The 16,276-nt window shown below is 36.6% G+C and carries 13 protein-coding genes; all 13 read right to left on the bottom strand.

All coding sequences use genetic code 11. The features are described from left to right. Positions 1–23: 23 nt before the first annotated feature. Positions 24–335 (bottom strand): hypothetical protein, encoded by a 312-nt coding sequence (locus tag AB3I72_RS12620; protein ID WP_061100765.1) that lies wholly within the window; start codon positions 333–335, stop codon positions 24–26. 15 nt (positions 336–350) lie between these two features. Continuing rightward, positions 351–1,211: a hypothetical protein gene (locus tag AB3I72_RS12615; protein ID WP_002385041.1), complete on the bottom strand. Its 861-nt coding sequence runs from the start codon at positions 1,209–1,211 to the stop codon at positions 351–353. Next, positions 1,201–3,267 carry a cellulose biosynthesis cyclic di-GMP-binding regulatory protein BcsB gene (locus AB3I72_RS12610; protein ID WP_368023973.1) on the bottom strand — a complete coding sequence of 689 codons (2,067 nt, stop codon included), beginning with the start codon at positions 3,265–3,267 and terminating at the stop codon, positions 1,201–1,203. Before AB3I72_RS12610 ends, AB3I72_RS12615 begins: the two co-directional genes overlap by 11 nt. Before the next feature lie 14 nt (positions 3,268–3,281). Then, complete coding sequence (locus AB3I72_RS12605) at positions 3,282–4,544, bottom strand: glycosyltransferase family 2 protein (protein ID WP_368023972.1); 1,263 nt, start codon at positions 4,542–4,544, stop codon at positions 3,282–3,284. Then, entirely contained in the window at positions 4,541–6,124 is a 1,584-nt protein-coding gene (locus AB3I72_RS12600) for a hypothetical protein (RefSeq protein ID WP_368023971.1), read from the bottom strand. The genes AB3I72_RS12605 and AB3I72_RS12600 overlap by 4 nt, the downstream gene beginning before the upstream one ends. Beyond that, positions 6,114–7,634: a hypothetical protein gene (locus AB3I72_RS12595; RefSeq protein WP_368023970.1), complete on the bottom strand. Its 1,521-nt coding sequence runs from the start codon at positions 7,632–7,634 to the stop codon at positions 6,114–6,116. The genes AB3I72_RS12600 and AB3I72_RS12595 overlap by 11 nt, the downstream gene beginning before the upstream one ends. A gap of 13 nt (positions 7,635–7,647) precedes the next feature. Continuing rightward, positions 7,648–8,856, bottom strand: coding sequence for a hypothetical protein (locus AB3I72_RS12590; protein ID WP_002415916.1), 1,209 nt, complete (start codon positions 8,854–8,856; stop codon positions 7,648–7,650). 81 nt (positions 8,857–8,937) lie between these two features. Further along, entirely contained in the window at positions 8,938–9,867 is a 930-nt protein-coding gene (dnaI, locus tag AB3I72_RS12585; protein ID WP_002355760.1) for a primosomal protein DnaI, read from the bottom strand. Continuing rightward, complete coding sequence (locus AB3I72_RS12580; RefSeq protein WP_002385033.1) at positions 9,867–11,276, bottom strand: replication initiation and membrane attachment family protein; 1,410 nt, start codon at positions 11,274–11,276, stop codon at positions 9,867–9,869. The genes dnaI and AB3I72_RS12580 overlap by 1 nt, the downstream gene beginning before the upstream one ends. A gap of 15 nt (positions 11,277–11,291) precedes the next feature. Then, positions 11,292–11,774: a transcriptional regulator NrdR gene (nrdR, locus tag AB3I72_RS12575; protein ID WP_010827221.1), complete on the bottom strand. Its 483-nt coding sequence runs from the start codon at positions 11,772–11,774 to the stop codon at positions 11,292–11,294. A 179-nt stretch (positions 11,775–11,953) separates the two neighbouring features. Further along, entirely contained in the window at positions 11,954–12,553 is a 600-nt protein-coding gene (coaE, locus tag AB3I72_RS12570; protein WP_002390402.1) for a dephospho-CoA kinase, read from the bottom strand. Further along, positions 12,550–13,392 carry a DNA-formamidopyrimidine glycosylase gene (mutM, locus tag AB3I72_RS12565; RefSeq protein WP_002419374.1) on the bottom strand — a complete coding sequence of 281 codons (843 nt, stop codon included), beginning with the start codon at positions 13,390–13,392 and terminating at the stop codon, positions 12,550–12,552. The genes coaE and mutM overlap by 4 nt, the downstream gene beginning before the upstream one ends. 99 nt (positions 13,393–13,491) lie before the next feature. Then, on the bottom strand, positions 13,492–16,140 hold the full coding sequence (polA, locus tag AB3I72_RS12560; protein ID WP_002415913.1) for a DNA polymerase I: 2,649 nt from the start codon (positions 16,138–16,140) through the stop codon (positions 13,492–13,494). Positions 16,141–16,276: the final 136 nt, after the last annotated feature.

The following is a 16,276-nucleotide window of genomic DNA, read 5'->3' as shown; positions in this document are numbered from 1 at the left end:
ATCATAGCTAATGCAGAAGCTTTTTAGATTTCTTCTATCAATTCAATCGATTGCCCACCAACATGCGGTGGAATCGACATAGTCATCGGTGGCAAGCCCACGACTGTGAAACGGACTTTGGTCCCTTTTTTCAAGTGAGACAGTGGGATACTTTCCTCTAACTGTTCAACAAGTATGTTTAAAATTACCCCATGAGAAAATAAGGGCACAATGGATTCTGGATCACTTTCTGCTTGGATATTTTCTAAATGTAATCGCATTGACAATGGCTGCGTCTCATTTAACACACCAGCCTCTGCTAATTTCCCTGTAAAAACAGCAATTTTTTCAGTCATTTGTTTGCCTCCTTTTTAAACATCATATTGAAGAGAATTAATTCCATCCCCTAAAAATTCTGAAGCGTTGTTAAATTCGGCAGGATCATATTTGGTATAGGAAACTTGTAATGTCAAAGTAATATTCCTTAAGGTTTCAGAATGGGCAAATTTCTCTTGAGCTTGTTGTTTGAATTCTTTTCTAGTAGTGTATCCGTCATCCCCATCGCGGAAAATTAATAACGCCCAAGTCGGCGGTGTGCCGTCGATAAAGTATGGTAAGAAGCGATCGTCCGTTGTCTCTTTAATCGCCGCTGTCACGATTTGTAGCAATTCATTCTTTTGTTCAGGACTTAATAAGTTACGAATACTTTCCCAATAGGCCACTCGGATCACGACTAAATATAACGGCGCTTCATAACGTGTAGAAATGTCAGAAAATAAATCGAATCCTTCCTCGTACATTTTTGCTGTTCTTAAATTAGTTACTGCATCTAACGCATTTAACCGTGAAGTTTCTTTACGTAAGCGAATATTTTCTTCTTCAATCGTACGAATTTGATAAGTCACTGCATAGATTGTTAAACAGTAGAGCGGCGGCATGATTAGCCAAAATAATGAGCCATAGCTAAACAAATCATGATAGACATACTGATATACAACATAAGTCAATTGTAGAAAAATAAATATAAGCGAAAATGTTAACCCCGCTGTAATTCCTACAAAATAGGTAACAATAATTAAGATAACTGAAATTAATAGACAACTTAAGTCCACAAAGAAATCATTCGTTCCTAAGGCCATAAAGATGGTTGTGCCGACAACCAAAACAATTCCTACCAACAAAGTTAAATCCAAAAGTAAGGTCACTCGTTTTTGATTCACTCTATTCCCCACCTTTCAAATTCTTCTTCACGATGAAGAACGCACTTAATCCAATAATGGTCATACCAATTAAGAAGACAAATAGATAAATCATTAATTTATGATTATTGACAATTCGTTTACCTAATGATTCGTTGCTAACGTTGCTTACACGTTTTTTGAAACGATAATCATAGCGACGATAGTTCGGATCGACCACAATGGCATCTCCTTTGTACATAGAAGTATTCTTCTCTGTATTCACTTGTGTAGAGGCTAAAAAGACACCTTGTGATTTAGCTCCCGTTAAGATTAACGCCGCGGCTTTCGCATTATATGGAGAAAACATTAACTGCGCCGTACCAATTTGTTTACCATAATCTTTTTCAATGCTCAGTTTCTCGTTTGAAACAAAACGTGTGAAGTCCTTATCATAATGGAAATATAACTGATCGTTTAACTTACGAATCATCGGATTATCCTTAGGCGTACCAAAAATAATCAAGTTATGATTTTCTAATGCCGCATTTTTAGGCGCTTTTTTATAATACGTAATCTCACCGACATTACTTTCGGCATAATTACCAATTAAGTTAAATAAATTAGTCAACACTTTAAAATAGTTGTCGTCCATTTTTTCTGGTAATAAAATCGCTAAATCAGCAAAAGAACGGCTTCTGATAAAAATGTTCGGATAGTTATTAAATAATATGTCATTAAGTTCTTCTGTTTGAATAAACGCATTCGAATTATTTTCAATAAAGGCCCATGGAGTCTGACCATTTCGCAAAACTTCTGGTGATTTAACATTCAAATCAAAAGCAACTTTTAAAACAAAACTATCAGCAATTTCTAAGTTCTTTGGAAATTCGAGATTTAATTCATCACCGTTCGCACGAGCAGCGCTTAATTTCTTGCTGCCAATTGGTTTATCATTGGCGTAAACCGTCACTAAAGAAGAATCAAAATCTAAGTTTTCAGCGTATTTAAAATGTAAATGCACGCGACTTCCATTGGCATTGTTTCGATCCACTGGTAAATTGACAAAGTACGTTTGTTCTTGGTGATAGGCCCCTTCTAGTTTGTCCCCCGTTGAGGTTAATGGATAATTTCCATCAAATTCTAAAGTTGAACTAAACGTATCGGTATTCTCATCAACTGTTGTCTCTTCTTTATCTGTTTGGGTCATTAATTCATAATTGGCTAAATAACGTCCCGCACGAACAAGTAAGTCCTCATCTTTAGAAGTAGCTACTAAAACATGCTTGTCTGGTTGATTGAAAAATTTTAAGACAGCCTGGTCCTCCACACGTTTGCTATCAATTTGACTTTTATACTGATCTGGTAATTTATCATAGCTGGCAATAATCAACTGATAGGGTGCTGACTGTTCTTTGTCCAAAGAAGCCATTGGCAACAATTCTTCTGAGGTAGTAATCAAACGAGCAGCACCAGCTAACGCATGGGTCGCTGCAGCTAATTCTTTTTCCGATGCATTTTCTGGTGTCAAAATAACACTGTGTTTATTCGCAATCGTGTCTGCTCCCACAAAATGATTATAAAAAGAATGAATTGTATTCTCTGGTAATTGTAAATCGTATTGGAAGTTTACGTTAGATCCTTCATACATCGTTAACCAATTTGCCGGAGTTTCAATTAAATTATACATATCGTTTCCTGCCTGATTAATAATTTGGCCCTCAACAGTCAATGTATTTGTCTCTTTAATCAGTTCCAAAGGGATTTCAATCGTCTTTTGTTGAATATCAGTTGTATTTTCAGGACGCCAAGAATAAAACTTCACACCATTCACTGCCACAGTTAAATCTGAGGTCTGATTATTTTTTAATTGTGTGATTTGGTAGGTCATATTGAATGATGCTTTTTTAACGTCCCAATAATCAATTTTTGTAAAATACATGGTGCTACGGACAGAAGTACCTGTTAAAGAGATTGTTTTATTTTGAAAAGGTTGTGTAAAGGTATGGTTGTCTTGTTCTTTGTTTTCGGCGTATACGGTCGGACTTGCGACACCAATCAGAATTGCCAGAAAGAACAACCCTATTAAAGTGACTGTTTTTTGTTTCATTGCACGTTTCCTCCTTATTTAAATCGTTCAGTTTTGTACCATTTTGTTTGTGTTTGTTTATGAAAAACATTTTCTTTAATATACATCACCATGCCATAAGCGGCGACTACTAGCCACATCTGACTGTATGTAATATACATCAAGGCAATAATTAAGATATTCTCTAAAGTCATTTCGCCTTTTTCGGTTGTAATACTGACAAAAGTACTGAAAATAAATAACAAAATCGCTAACAACCATAAGGAATTGCTAAATCCTTGCAGGGTCGTTGTTAAGTAACCAGACATTGATAAAACTAACATGATGTCTGACAAAACGAGCGATGTCATTAAGAGAAAATAAATGGACAAGAAATATAAAATATCAAAACGGATCCGACTCGCTTTAGGATTAAACAATAATTTAGCATTTTTAACAATCACATAAATATTGCCTTTGACCCATCGCGTCCGTTGTCGGAACCAAACAGACAAAGTTTGCGGCTCTTGCTCCCACGTCACTGCTTTTGGTTGAAACTTAATTTTATAGCCCATCATATAGATGCGAAAACTGATTTCTGTATCTTCGGCTAACGCTTTGTCATCCCAGCCGCCAATGGCTTCAATAATACTGCGACGAACAATGAAATTTGTGCCAGGAATCGTGCATAACTTAAATAATTGAAAACGACCGGCTTGTGCCATCCATTGAAAGGCAAGTGTTTCGATATTAATAAAGCGTGTCAACAGGCTTGCATTGCGATTTCTCGTTCTAAATTTACCAATAACCGCGCCGTATTCCCCACTAGCAATTAACTCTCCAACTAAATAACGGAGTGCATTCGGTTCAGGTGTATTGTCCGCATCATAAATGGCAATCACGTCCCCCTTGGCTTGCTTGAAACCAATGTTTAAGGCATTAGACTTACCTTTCCCACCTGTTATATTGTCTGTATTAATAATCTGCAAATTTCGATTAACCGCCTTTTTTTGGACATTCGCTAAAAGCTCGGCACTATTATCACTTGAGTTGTCATTAATCACAATAATTTCATAGCGATCTTGCGGATAATTAAAATTTAATAACGCTTCAACTGTCCGCACAATGACAATTCCTTCATTATGGGCCGGCACCATAATTGAAACAAACGGCGCGTCTTCGTCCTCTACAGGTGGCGGTGCGACAGGATCTGTTTTTAAATAATAAACATAGCCAAAAATAACTAAGAGAATATTTACAATTAGTAGACTCCAAATAATGATAGTTGCTGTTAACATTACAATGTCAGCAATGGTCATTTGTCTTCCTCCTTATTAATATATTTCGACCGATAATTCTTTCGTCCAATCATAAACAAAATAATCAGGATGATTAACGTCAGTGTAACAACGCCAACTAAAATATTATTTGTGATGCTAAAAAAGAATGAAAATAACCCTGTAAATCGTTGTTTTTCAACTGTTGAGGCCCCTGTATCAGCCAAACCATTGACAATTTGATTGTTTAAGAAGAACCGATTATTCCGAAATTCGATTTTCTGCGTTTGTGTTTGAACAGTGAAATGTTGATCCGCTTCTGAAACACTAAACACTATTGGTGCTTCTTTGACTTCTTGAATTAGATGATCCACTTCTTTTTTAGAATTTGGAAATGAAAAACTAATGGTGGTCGGCATTGGAAATCGATAGTCATTCGGATTATCTTTATCCGTCCATTCAATCCCCGATAAATAATCATACGGTAAATCAAACAAAGCATTCTTATAAGTGATTGATTCTCCCGTTTGGTTCCGATAAAAAACACGTTCAATCGGCGGATTTTCTCTTAGAATCACTGTATCACTAATTGCTAGACCATCCTCTTGGTATTGAAGGTCTTGATTCCAATATCCTGGAGCAGAAATGCCTACTGGATAGACATGTCTGTCGACCAATAAACTAATCTGCTGCGCCATCAATTGTTTCAAGGCACGTTGGTCATTTAAATCAACATTATTAACGACCGGTGTTTCTAAGAAAATAACCCCCGTCGAAGCAAATGCACGTAACGCATTCGTAAATAGTTTATAAGGTAAAATCGTATTGTTTTGTGAAACGCTCGTACTGGATAAAATATAAGGATACGTGGTTTTAACTAATTCTTCTTGCAAATAGGTTGCCACAGACATATCTCTTAACGGGTTAAAATCAGAAATCGTCAAAAACGGCCGTGACATTTTTTCACTTTCCAGCCATTGACTAATCACGTCCAAGCTTTCTAAAAAAACAGCGCCTTTGCGTTCAAACATTGGTAGAAAAGCATGCCCATTCTCAATTACACCAAATGGATATTCTTCTGGTGCTAATTCTTGTGTTTTTAATCGACCAACTGTCTGACCTTGCGTATTTTCCAGCACAACTGATTGATCTTGAAAAGGCAATACTTGAGAAAAGCGTTTTTTTTCATCTTCTAACCGATATTGACGATGACTTAATTCTTTCCACGTACCGCTAAAATATTGTTTTTCATCGTCACGCATGTTTCGACCAATGTGTAATTGTTTACCTTTAAAATGAACTCGATCTGCTAGAAAATCAGAGGCAATAACGCCGGCTTGTTCAGGCCAATTCACCATAGAAATCAAACTGTCATAGCCATCATTTAGCAATTCGCCAGGCACATAATCTGACACCGCCACACTCTGAACTTCTACTCCAAAACTCGTCAACACTCGTTGTAAAGCATCCACATCATTTTCTTTTTTTCCAGCAATATTCAAGCTGTCATAGACAAGTAAGACATGTTTACTTGGTGCAGCCAGCGCCGGTTTAGCAAAGCCGCAAAAAACGAAAAAGAGTAAGACACACACCCAGCCAATAAGATATTGTTTATTTTTCAATTTTCTCTACCTCCCCAATGACTTGTGGTGTTGTATCTTGCCACATTCGTTTACCAATAACATCAGAAACAATTTGTAACAAGAGAAAATCTAAAAATACTGAGACTAAAAACAAATGACGTACTAAGTCACTATCCCCATCAATAATAATTGTTGAAATGAAAACAACTAATAAATTTAGATAAATCCCTGTCATTAAAAAGAAGCGAAAAACTAATCTCGGTTCGTTTCTCTTGAGTCCTCTGTATAAACCAACGCCATATAAACCAAACAGGATCACGCCTAATAATAGATAGAAAGCAAAGTTTTTAGGAAAAAAACTGGCTTTAATACGGTTATACACCATAAAAAATTTAGATTGTTCCAGCGGTGCACGCCCCGTCGTTTTCTCAAAATTCCCCACATTATTAGGCTTTACTAAGTAAACATTTGGGACCGCTGAATTCAGTCCTTGCCATAATTCAGATGGATAATTTAAATAATTCAATAACACCCAGCCAAAACTCGTTTTATCAAAAAAATCTTTTTTCATTTGTTCAGAAGTTGGTGACACGGGACTGTATTCTTCAAAGTAGGAACGTCCCTTTTGCAACCCATATTGCGGGTTAATTCCGCCCTCTGACATCCGTTTATCTGGAACCTTACTATCCTTCATTACACCGCGCGTCATGCTGTGGTAGACATCACGTTCATAGATATCGTTAGGAACGATAAAAGCCGCTAACGTTGTAAAACCAATCAACGCAATTAAAAAGGCCGTCATTGACAATCGTTGGTAACGTTGTGACAAGTAGACAAAAAATCCTAATCCAGCAATAATTACGCCAATAATCAACAAATATTCTTGGCGTGTTGTTCCTATTAAAAGTACTACTGCTTGTGCCAAGATAACTAAAACTATTCTTCTGAGCCAAGTTCGTGGTTTCGTCACCCGATAAAAATAGACTGAAAATGCTAAGACACTCACAGAAAGTAAAAAACTCGTCGCTTCTGTATAAAAGGAATTAAAATAAATCGTATAGGAGGTATCCCCTAAGATGAAAATAACCAACAAGGAGATAAGATAACTTTTTTTCAAAGATACGTCTTCGGTTAAGCCTCGTACCAGAATATAAATTGACACTAAAAAACAACTAAGATAAACGAAACCTAAGAAACGAATATCGAAAAGTGTTTGACTATAAAAAAGTTTATTAAGCCAAATGGCAACGGTAATGAAAAATTGTTGAGTGGAAACAAAGTGCGTCGTTGTTTCATTAAAATAACGCATAATTGAAAAGTCCTTAACAAAATAGGCCACATTGTCGTAGCTATCACCATTGACACGATAAAGACTATTTGAATTTAACACACGAAAATACTCGCCATTATCTCCCAAGCCATTAATCGGATAAACAAATAACAAAATGCTTGTCACTAACCCAATCCCTAAAACGGCCAAAAGACTTGGAGAAATATAACGACTCAACCATTCAAAAGCTGAGTTCATGTGTTTTTTGATCTTTTCCATGCTTTCACCTCATCTAGAAATCATAGGCCAAAAGAGCCATTAAGTTATTATAGGAATAGACTTGTTTCGTAACTTTATCACCAAACCCTCCATAAATCGGGCTGCTTGAATCCATAATTTGAAAATTATTAAGTACTGTAATTGCCGCACGATACAACTCTTTGTCATTTTCGGCAACACCAATTAAAGCCGCTATCGCATAACTGGCTGCAGATTGATTTTTATCCACAGGCGATCCATTTAAATCATACGAGTTAAAAAGCGTTCCTTGCTGAACTTGTTTTCGCACAAAATCAATACTAGTCTGCTTCGCCATACCCACTTCACTTAAATGGACAATCGTTAATAAAGATTCAATAATATTAAGTGTTCCGTTGTTTTCGTATTTATTTGTTTGATGATTAAACTTCGTTTGATAAAGAGGTAAATCATCAGAAATATAGCCATCGTCTATTAATTGGTAATGATACTGCAAGTAGTCTGCTGAAATCCCAAATTCTTTGTATAGATAACCCAGCGTAATTAAGTCAATATAAAACAAAGAAGTTTCTGAAGACTGTTGTTTTGATTTACTATCGTAAAAATCAATTAGAATATTATCTTTCATAGAGGTTTTCATAAAACTCTTACCTAATTTTTTAATTTCTTGATCATACTGATCTGTGTTAAAATGCCCACCTGCTTCAATCAACGAACGAATGATCCGTAAATCATCAATCGAGGCATTGACATTGTACTTATTGCCTTGCTCGTCAATTCGGTAACTAAATTGGACGCCGTCATAAAAAGTGTCTTTCGTCTGCTTATAAAAGTTATCAAAACGTCCCTGCGTATCAAAAGCTAAATCCCGCAAATATAGACCAGAAGACTCACTTAGCAACTCATGTCCTGTAGCGACATCTTTGCGTTCAGCATCTGGTAAATAATTGGTTAAAAAACCGCCGTCTGTTTTGAGCCGGGTTTCAATAAAAAACTTCAACAAATCTTTGCGCTCAGCTGTTTCTTTTGTGTGAAATTCATGTTTTGTTAAAAAATGTTGTTTGTCTGTCGACATTAAGCGTTGAATTTTTGGATTCACTTTTTCCACCTCTACTTTATAGGATTTTTCTCTAAACAAAAGAAAATATCCTCCCAGAAGCACCACGAATACCCCAATAAAAATCCAAAGTTTTCTCTTCATTGTTACGCCTCTTTTCCTCACTTCTTTATTGTCAGTGTACACAAAAGTACTTGTTTTTGCGAAACTTACGCTACCTCTTCAAGCGCAAGAAAAAAAGCAATCCATAAAAATAAAAGGATTGCTTTAACCGTTTCGTCGATCATTTCCTGTCATCGTAATCTCTTTTGACAGATAACGCACACGTTCCATAATTCGTCTGGCTTTTAGCGGCTCTTGTTCTCCTCGTTGCGTCACGGTTAAATGCTCTTCTAAAGCTTTTAAATCTAGATTGGAAGAGAAAAAAGTAACTAATTGTTCTTGCATTCGGTATTGCAAGATTACGCTTAAAACGTCGTCACGAATCCAACTAGTCATGGATTCCGCACCAATGTCATCAATCATTAATATAGGGGATTTTTTTACTGCATCGAGCTTTTCACCAACTTGATCGCGACCAATGGCTTGTTTCATTTCTACTGTAAATGTTGGAAAATGAACAATTGTCGTAGTAAATCCACGTTCTGCTAAAGCATTAGCCATCGCACCTAATAAGAAAGATTTTCCTACACCGAAGGGGCCTTGTAAATAGAGCCCTTTATGAAACTCTTTTGGTGTCGCAGGATATTCTCTTAAAAATTGCATTGCTTCTGCTAACGCTTTGGCTCGACCTTGAGAAGATGGATCGAAATCTCGTAAATTTGCTTCTCGGACATCTTTTGGCATGTCCATTGCCCTTACTCGATTGCGAATTTCTTCTTCCTTCTGACGGGCGATTAAATCAGCCGTTGGGACATATGTTACATCAATGTAATGAAAATTCAACATTAATCTTGGCTCATAGCCGGGGGCAATCATTGCCGGATCGTTTAATTGAAATTTCTTTTTTTCTTGAACAAATTCATACAGCTTAGCATAACTTTTACGAATATCTTCATCGGTTAAACGCTCTCGGTTTGCTTGTATAAAGGCTTGAACATCTTGATCTTTCAATACTTCGTTAACCAGCTCTTCATATCGTTCATTGATGTCACGCTTCTGGATAATTTTTGACATTTCTTTTCCTACGTCTTCCATCATTGGTCACCTCCTTGGTTTAAAAATTCTTGAATTTGGCGATCTAACTCGGCTTGTTCTTCTGGGGAAAGTTTTGTTTCATCGTTTGGCTGATCGGCCCATTCTGGCAATCGCTCTTGTCGAACAGTTTGGCGTTTCCCTGAATAATTTTGTTGTCGCTGTTTTTGTTTGGTTTGGCTTTGTTTTGCCAATTCTCTGACATGTTCAATTGCTTTTTCTGGTGAATGAATGCCACTTTGTCCCCATTCATTCGCAATTCGATTCACATACTCCGCTTTTAAAGTCGGTTGTTGTTGAATGTTGTAAACATAGTTAATCAAAATATTAATCACACTAGTCGGTAAGCCTGATTTGGCAACCAAATATTTCACTAATGAACGTTCTTGTGGTGTCGTATAGCCGCCTCGACTATTTTTTAAAGCTTCTAAATATTGAATAGGCGGATTCTTTTCACTATCCATAATCATTTGAATATCCAGTTCAGAAAAACCATTCATTTTTAATGCGTTATATCGATACGTTTGTTGCTCTTCCACCGTCAATTGTGCTTGCTTGTTTGTCACTACGTTTGTTGGTTGTGGTTTTTTATCAGGATCAAACGCTTGATGAATCGTTCGCACTAATTCCTTAGGCAAAATTCGACTTGTATAATAGTCAAATGATTTCGAAGCAAAGTCTACCATATCTAACTCATTGATGCCATATAATTGATGAAAAACATAGACTTCTTCTTGAAAACTAGCCTCATCTTCAGGCAGTTGTAAACCTAAACGGTGCAAACCTTCCACAAAATAGTGCCAATCAAAAGAATCCGTTGATACAGAAATTTTCTTCGATTTTTCTTGTTGAGAAAAAGTTTCTTGAATCGTTGTCAATCGGTTCGCTTCGGAAACAATTTGTTCTTCTTTAAAGGCATAAACCTCTTGAAAGCTAGCGGAAACATTTTGATAGCCCTCTGTTTTAGTAGGATGCGGTTGGAACTTTTGCACTAATTGATCAAATTTCCGTTGTCCAACCCGATTAAATAACACTAAAGCTAACACTTCATCTTTAAAAAAACGAGCGGCTGTTTCAGGTGCTTTTAAATAATATAAATAACAATCTCCTAATTCCCGATCTGTTTTTTTATACGTTTCTAGCAACCCAATGCCTTCTAATTTGTAGCAAGCTTCTTCTAATTGTTGGCAACTCAAGTCCAGCAAACTAATTAAATCTGCATGAAACAGCGAGCCATTCTCCTCTGAGTCTGTTGTTTCAGATAACAAAAGCCAATATAAACTAAACGCATTGGCGCCGACAATTGGTTGATATAAAAAGGTTAAAACCTCTTTCTCTTGATCAGAAAGCGGTGAATCAATAACCGCTTGAAAAATATTTTTTGGTTGGATTCTTTGCCGATTTCCTTTCAAAGAAAGACCTCCTTTTTAATTTTCTGAGTCAGGAGAAGTAGATTTTGCTTTGTCGACAATGTCCTGTAACTCTTTCAAAAACACGCTCATATCTTTAAATTGTCGATAAACACTTGCAAAGCGGATGTAGGCAATTTCATCTAGATTGACTAAATCTTCCATCACATATTCACCGATAAGCGTTGTAGAGACTTCATTTTCCCCTAAACTACGCACTCGATTTTCAACATTATCGACAATTTGAACCATTTGTTCCATAGCAACGGGTCTTTTTTCCGCAGAGCGAATAAGCCCCCGCAAAATTTTATCACGATTAAATTCTTCACGATCCCCATTTTTCTTGATCACAAGTAATGGCGCCGCTTCAATTCTTTCAAATGTAGTGAACCGATAACTGCAATTTTCACATTCACGACGACGGCGAATTGCACGTCCATCATCTGCTTGACGGCTATCAATAACACGGGAATTATTATGATGACATCTTGGACAACGCATAACGTTCACCTCTTCTATTCTGTATAATTTTTGTTGCCTATATTATAACATGAAATTGCGCTATTACTAGGTCTTTAGAACTGGTTCTTCGTTGAATCTTTGCCATTTTTTAATAAAAACAAAGACTTTCACTGTTTTTTCTGAAATTTTCAAAATATTTTACGCCATTAAAAAAATATTCACTTCTCTTCAGTTTGTTCCTCTAGCCACTTCTTCACTTGTTGTTCCGTTTCTTCTCTAGTTCCTTGATTATCAAACACGATATCTGCTCGTTCTTTTTTCATTTCAATCGGCCATTGGCTAGCAATTCGTTGTTGTGCTTCTTCTTCTGTTAATTGGTTTCGGGCCATCAGACGCTCTTTTTGAATCTTTTCTGGTACATATACCACAGCAACTTGATCCATAATCGCCTCATAATGAGCTTCATAAAGGAGAGGAATATCAACAATAACCAGGGCGGCTTTCTTTTTAGCTTCTTCAATTTGACGTAAAATTTCTTTTCTTAAAAAAGGTTTCAACGTTTCATTTAATAGCTCTCTTTTTTGAGGATTAGCGAAAATTAATTGTCCTAATTTTTTCCGATCCAATTCACCAGTTGTTAATACTATTTCTGGTCCGAAAGTTTCAACGATTGCGGCTAAGGCTGGTTGCCCTTTTGCAACAATTTCGCGGGCGATAATGTCGCCGTCAACAATTGGATAGCCTGCTTTTTTAAAAAGAGCCACAACCGTACTTTTACCTGTCGCAATCCCTCCTGTAATGCCTAAAACTTTTGTCATTTCAATCGACGACCTTTCAATTGTTGGCATTGTGGACAATAATGCGTACCACGTTGTGCCACTTTTGTTTTAACAATTGGCGTACCACAACGATTGCAAGGTAAGCCTGTTTGCCCATAGACATTCAACGCTACTTGAAAAGTCCCTGCTTCTCCTAACGCGTTTAGATAGGTGCGGATAGTGGTTCCACCTGCTTCAACAGCGCGTGCCAAGACATCAATGATTGCTTGATACAACGTAGCAACTTCCGCAGGCTTTAAGAAATCTGCTGGTTGCTCTGGATGGATTTGCGCTTGCCAAAGTGCTTCATCTACGTAAATATTCCCCAAGCCCGTCACTAGCTTTTGATCTAACAGTAATGGCTTAATTGCCTTATGATGCTTTTTCAATCCTTGTTGAAAAGCAGCTAATTGAAAAACGTCTGGTGTTGGCTCTGGGCCCAAAGCTAAAATCCCTTTATATTGATGACCTTGATTCTTAGGAACCAATGTCATACGGCCAAATTTCCGTACATCTAAATAACGTAATTGTGTGCCATCTGTAAAAGTAAACATTACATGGGTATGTTTGGCAATTTCATCATCAGCCTGATGAAACTCATATTTACCTTCCATTCGTAAGTGAGAAATCATATCATTATCAGACAATTTAAAAATCAGAAATTTTCCTCTTCGCTCAATCCCTTCAATCGTTTGACCAGCTAATTGACCTTGAAATACATCAACTTCTGGTGATTCAATAATTCTTGGCCAAAAAACAATGACTTCTTGAATGGTTTTTCCTACAACAAGTTTTTCAAGTCCTTTTCGCACTGTTTCTACTTCTGGTAATTCTGGCATTATTTTTGCTCCTTTATATAAAGAGGTCTGAACGCTTAGATATCAACGTCCAGATCCTACTTATCCTTATTTTATTCATCGTTCTTAATGGGTAAGCTATTATTTTGCTTCATACCATGTTTTTCCCCAACTGCTATCGGTGATAAGTGGCACATGTAAGGAAACTGCGTGCTCCATCACTTCTTTGACGAGTTGATTTAATTGTTCTAATTCTGATTCTGGTACTTCAAAAACTAATTCATCGTGCACTTGTAATAACATTGTCGCTTGTAATTTTTCTTCTTTTAAACGACGCGCCATTTCAATCATCGCAATTTTTAAAATATCTGCGGCACTTCCCTGAATCGGTGTATTAATCGCTGTACGTTCAGCGAACGAACGTAGATTAAAGTTTCTTGAATTAATATCACTTAAATAACGACGGCGATGATACAATGTTTCCACATAGCCTTTGTCTTTGGCATCGCGGACTATCTCTTCCATATACTGCTTCACGCCTGGATATTTTTCAAAATAGGTGTCAATATATTGTTGTGCTTGCTTCCTAGTAATGCCTAAGTTTTGGGACAAGCCATAATCACTGATACCATAGACAATTCCAAAATTCACTGCTTTAGCTTGACGACGCATGTTAGGTGTGACATCTTCTGCTTTTTCAACACCGAAAACTCGCATTGCAGTGCTGGCATGGATATCTTGTCCTTCCACAAACGCTTCTTTTAAATGCTCATCATTAGAAATATGCGCGAGCACACGTAACTCAATTTGAGAGTAATCAGAAGAGAAAATCAACCAATTATCCTCTCTTGGTACGAAGGCTTCTCTAATTTTTCGGCCTTCTTCTAAACGGATAGGAATGTTTTGTAAATTGGGATCTACTGAGCTTAATCGTCCTGTTTGTGTCAGTGTTTGTACATACCGAGTATGAATTTTATTATCTGGCTGAATTACTTTTAAGAGTCCTTCAACATAGGTCGATTGAATTTTGGCAATTTGACGATAAGTTAAAATATCTGCCACAATTGGTGCTTGTTCTTTTAGTTGTTCTAAAACATCCACCGCTGTTGAATAACCAGTTTTCGTCTTTTTGATCACAGGTAAGCCCATTTTTTCAAATAAAATAACGCCTAATTGTTTAGGTGAATTCAAATTAAATTCTTCGCCAGCTTCTGCATAGATTTTTTCTTCGATTTCTTTCAAGCGTTCTGAAAATTCTACTTGCATTTCTTTTAAGCGCGTGGCATCAACACGGATCCCAGTTATTTCCATATCGCCTAAAATACGAGAAAGTGGTAATTCCATTTTATAGAATAAATCAGCTTGATTCTTTTCTGTTAATTCGCTATCTAATTTGCTTGTTAAAAATTGAATTGCTTTAATCTTACGTGCTAAATGACCAAAGAAAACTTCTTCGTCCTCTGGCAAGCCTTTTTTGGCCCCTTTCCCATAAATGGCTTCATCAGATTGAATCGCATCATATCCGTAATGTTGTGCTACGCCTTCAATATCCGCGTTATTGTCATTGGTATCAAGTAAATAAGCAGCCAATAAAACATCAAAGGCAATCCCTGTCATTTTTCCTACATAGCGATTTAGTGCAACGTACGTCCGTTTTGCATCATAGACATTTTTTTTACGTGTCTCATCCATCAACCAATCGATAAATGGCTGACTTTCAAAAACAGCTAAATTATTCGTGGTATAAATCTTCTTGTCGTTGCCCCAAGCAAGGCCGACAATCGGTGACGTATGATAGTTATCTTCCATCATCTCAACATAAAGAGCCATATCGTCTGTAAACATTTCATTGGTTAACTGATCTTCGACTACTTCAAATAAAATATCTTCCATTTCAACAGGTTCTTCTGTAATGTCCAACTTAGCTAAAAATTGTTTAAAATCCATTTCTTTATAAAAAGGAACCAATTTTTCTAAGTTTTTCCCTTCATATGCCAAGTCTTCCACATTGACTTCGACTGGTGCATTGACTTCAATTGTTGCTAAACGTTTAGAAAGAAAGGCTTGCTCTTTATCATTAATCAAGTTTTCTTTCATTTTGCTTTTTTTCATTTCATCGATATTCTCATAAACCCCTTCAACTGAGCCATATTGTTTTAACAGCTTAATCGCGGTTTTCTCACCGATTTTCGTTACACCTGGAATATTATCCGATGTATCGCCAGCCAACCCTTTCATATCAATAATTTGCTTAGGCGTTAATCCATCATATTTTTCAGCAATATGCTCAGGCGTATATGATTCAATATCGCTAACTCCTTTAACAGTGATATCTACTTTGACAGTGTCCGTCGCTAATTGTGTCAAATCTCGGTCCCCTGATAACACGACAACATCATATTCATCTTTATCAACTTTGTTGGCTAATGTACCAATAATATCATCTGCTTCATAGTTAGGTAGTTCATAATATTTTACGCCTAAACCTTCTAAAAGTTCACGAATATACGGCATTTGTTCTTTAAATTCGCCCGGTGTTTTTGAACGTCCGGCTTTATATTCTGAATAAAATTCTGTTCTGAATGTGGTTTTCCCTGCATCAAAAGCGACTAAAACATGAGTAGGCATTTCTTTTTGCATTACATTTTCAAACATATTGTTAAATGCATAAATAGCATTTGTATGCAAGCCGTTCTTATTTTTGAATCGTTCTAATGAGTTATGTAGCGCAAAAAATGCACGAAAGGCTACACTGTTTCCATCAACGAGTAATAATTTTTTTTTGGTCATTTTTTTCCCCTCATCTTTAGCAAACTAGTTTCCTTTCTATTTTAACAAAAAACTACAGAATTTGCAGTAGACGGCGATTGCAGAATGAAAGAAAAAGGTATTTGACATAGTTCCTTAGTGACAACTATATCAAATA

It is taken from the genome of Enterococcus sp. GC34, assembly GCF_040886645.1.
GTDB classification, from domain to species: Bacteria; Bacillota; Bacilli; order Lactobacillales; family Enterococcaceae; genus Enterococcus; species Enterococcus faecalis.
This window is presented reverse-complemented; position numbering and strand designations above follow the sequence as displayed.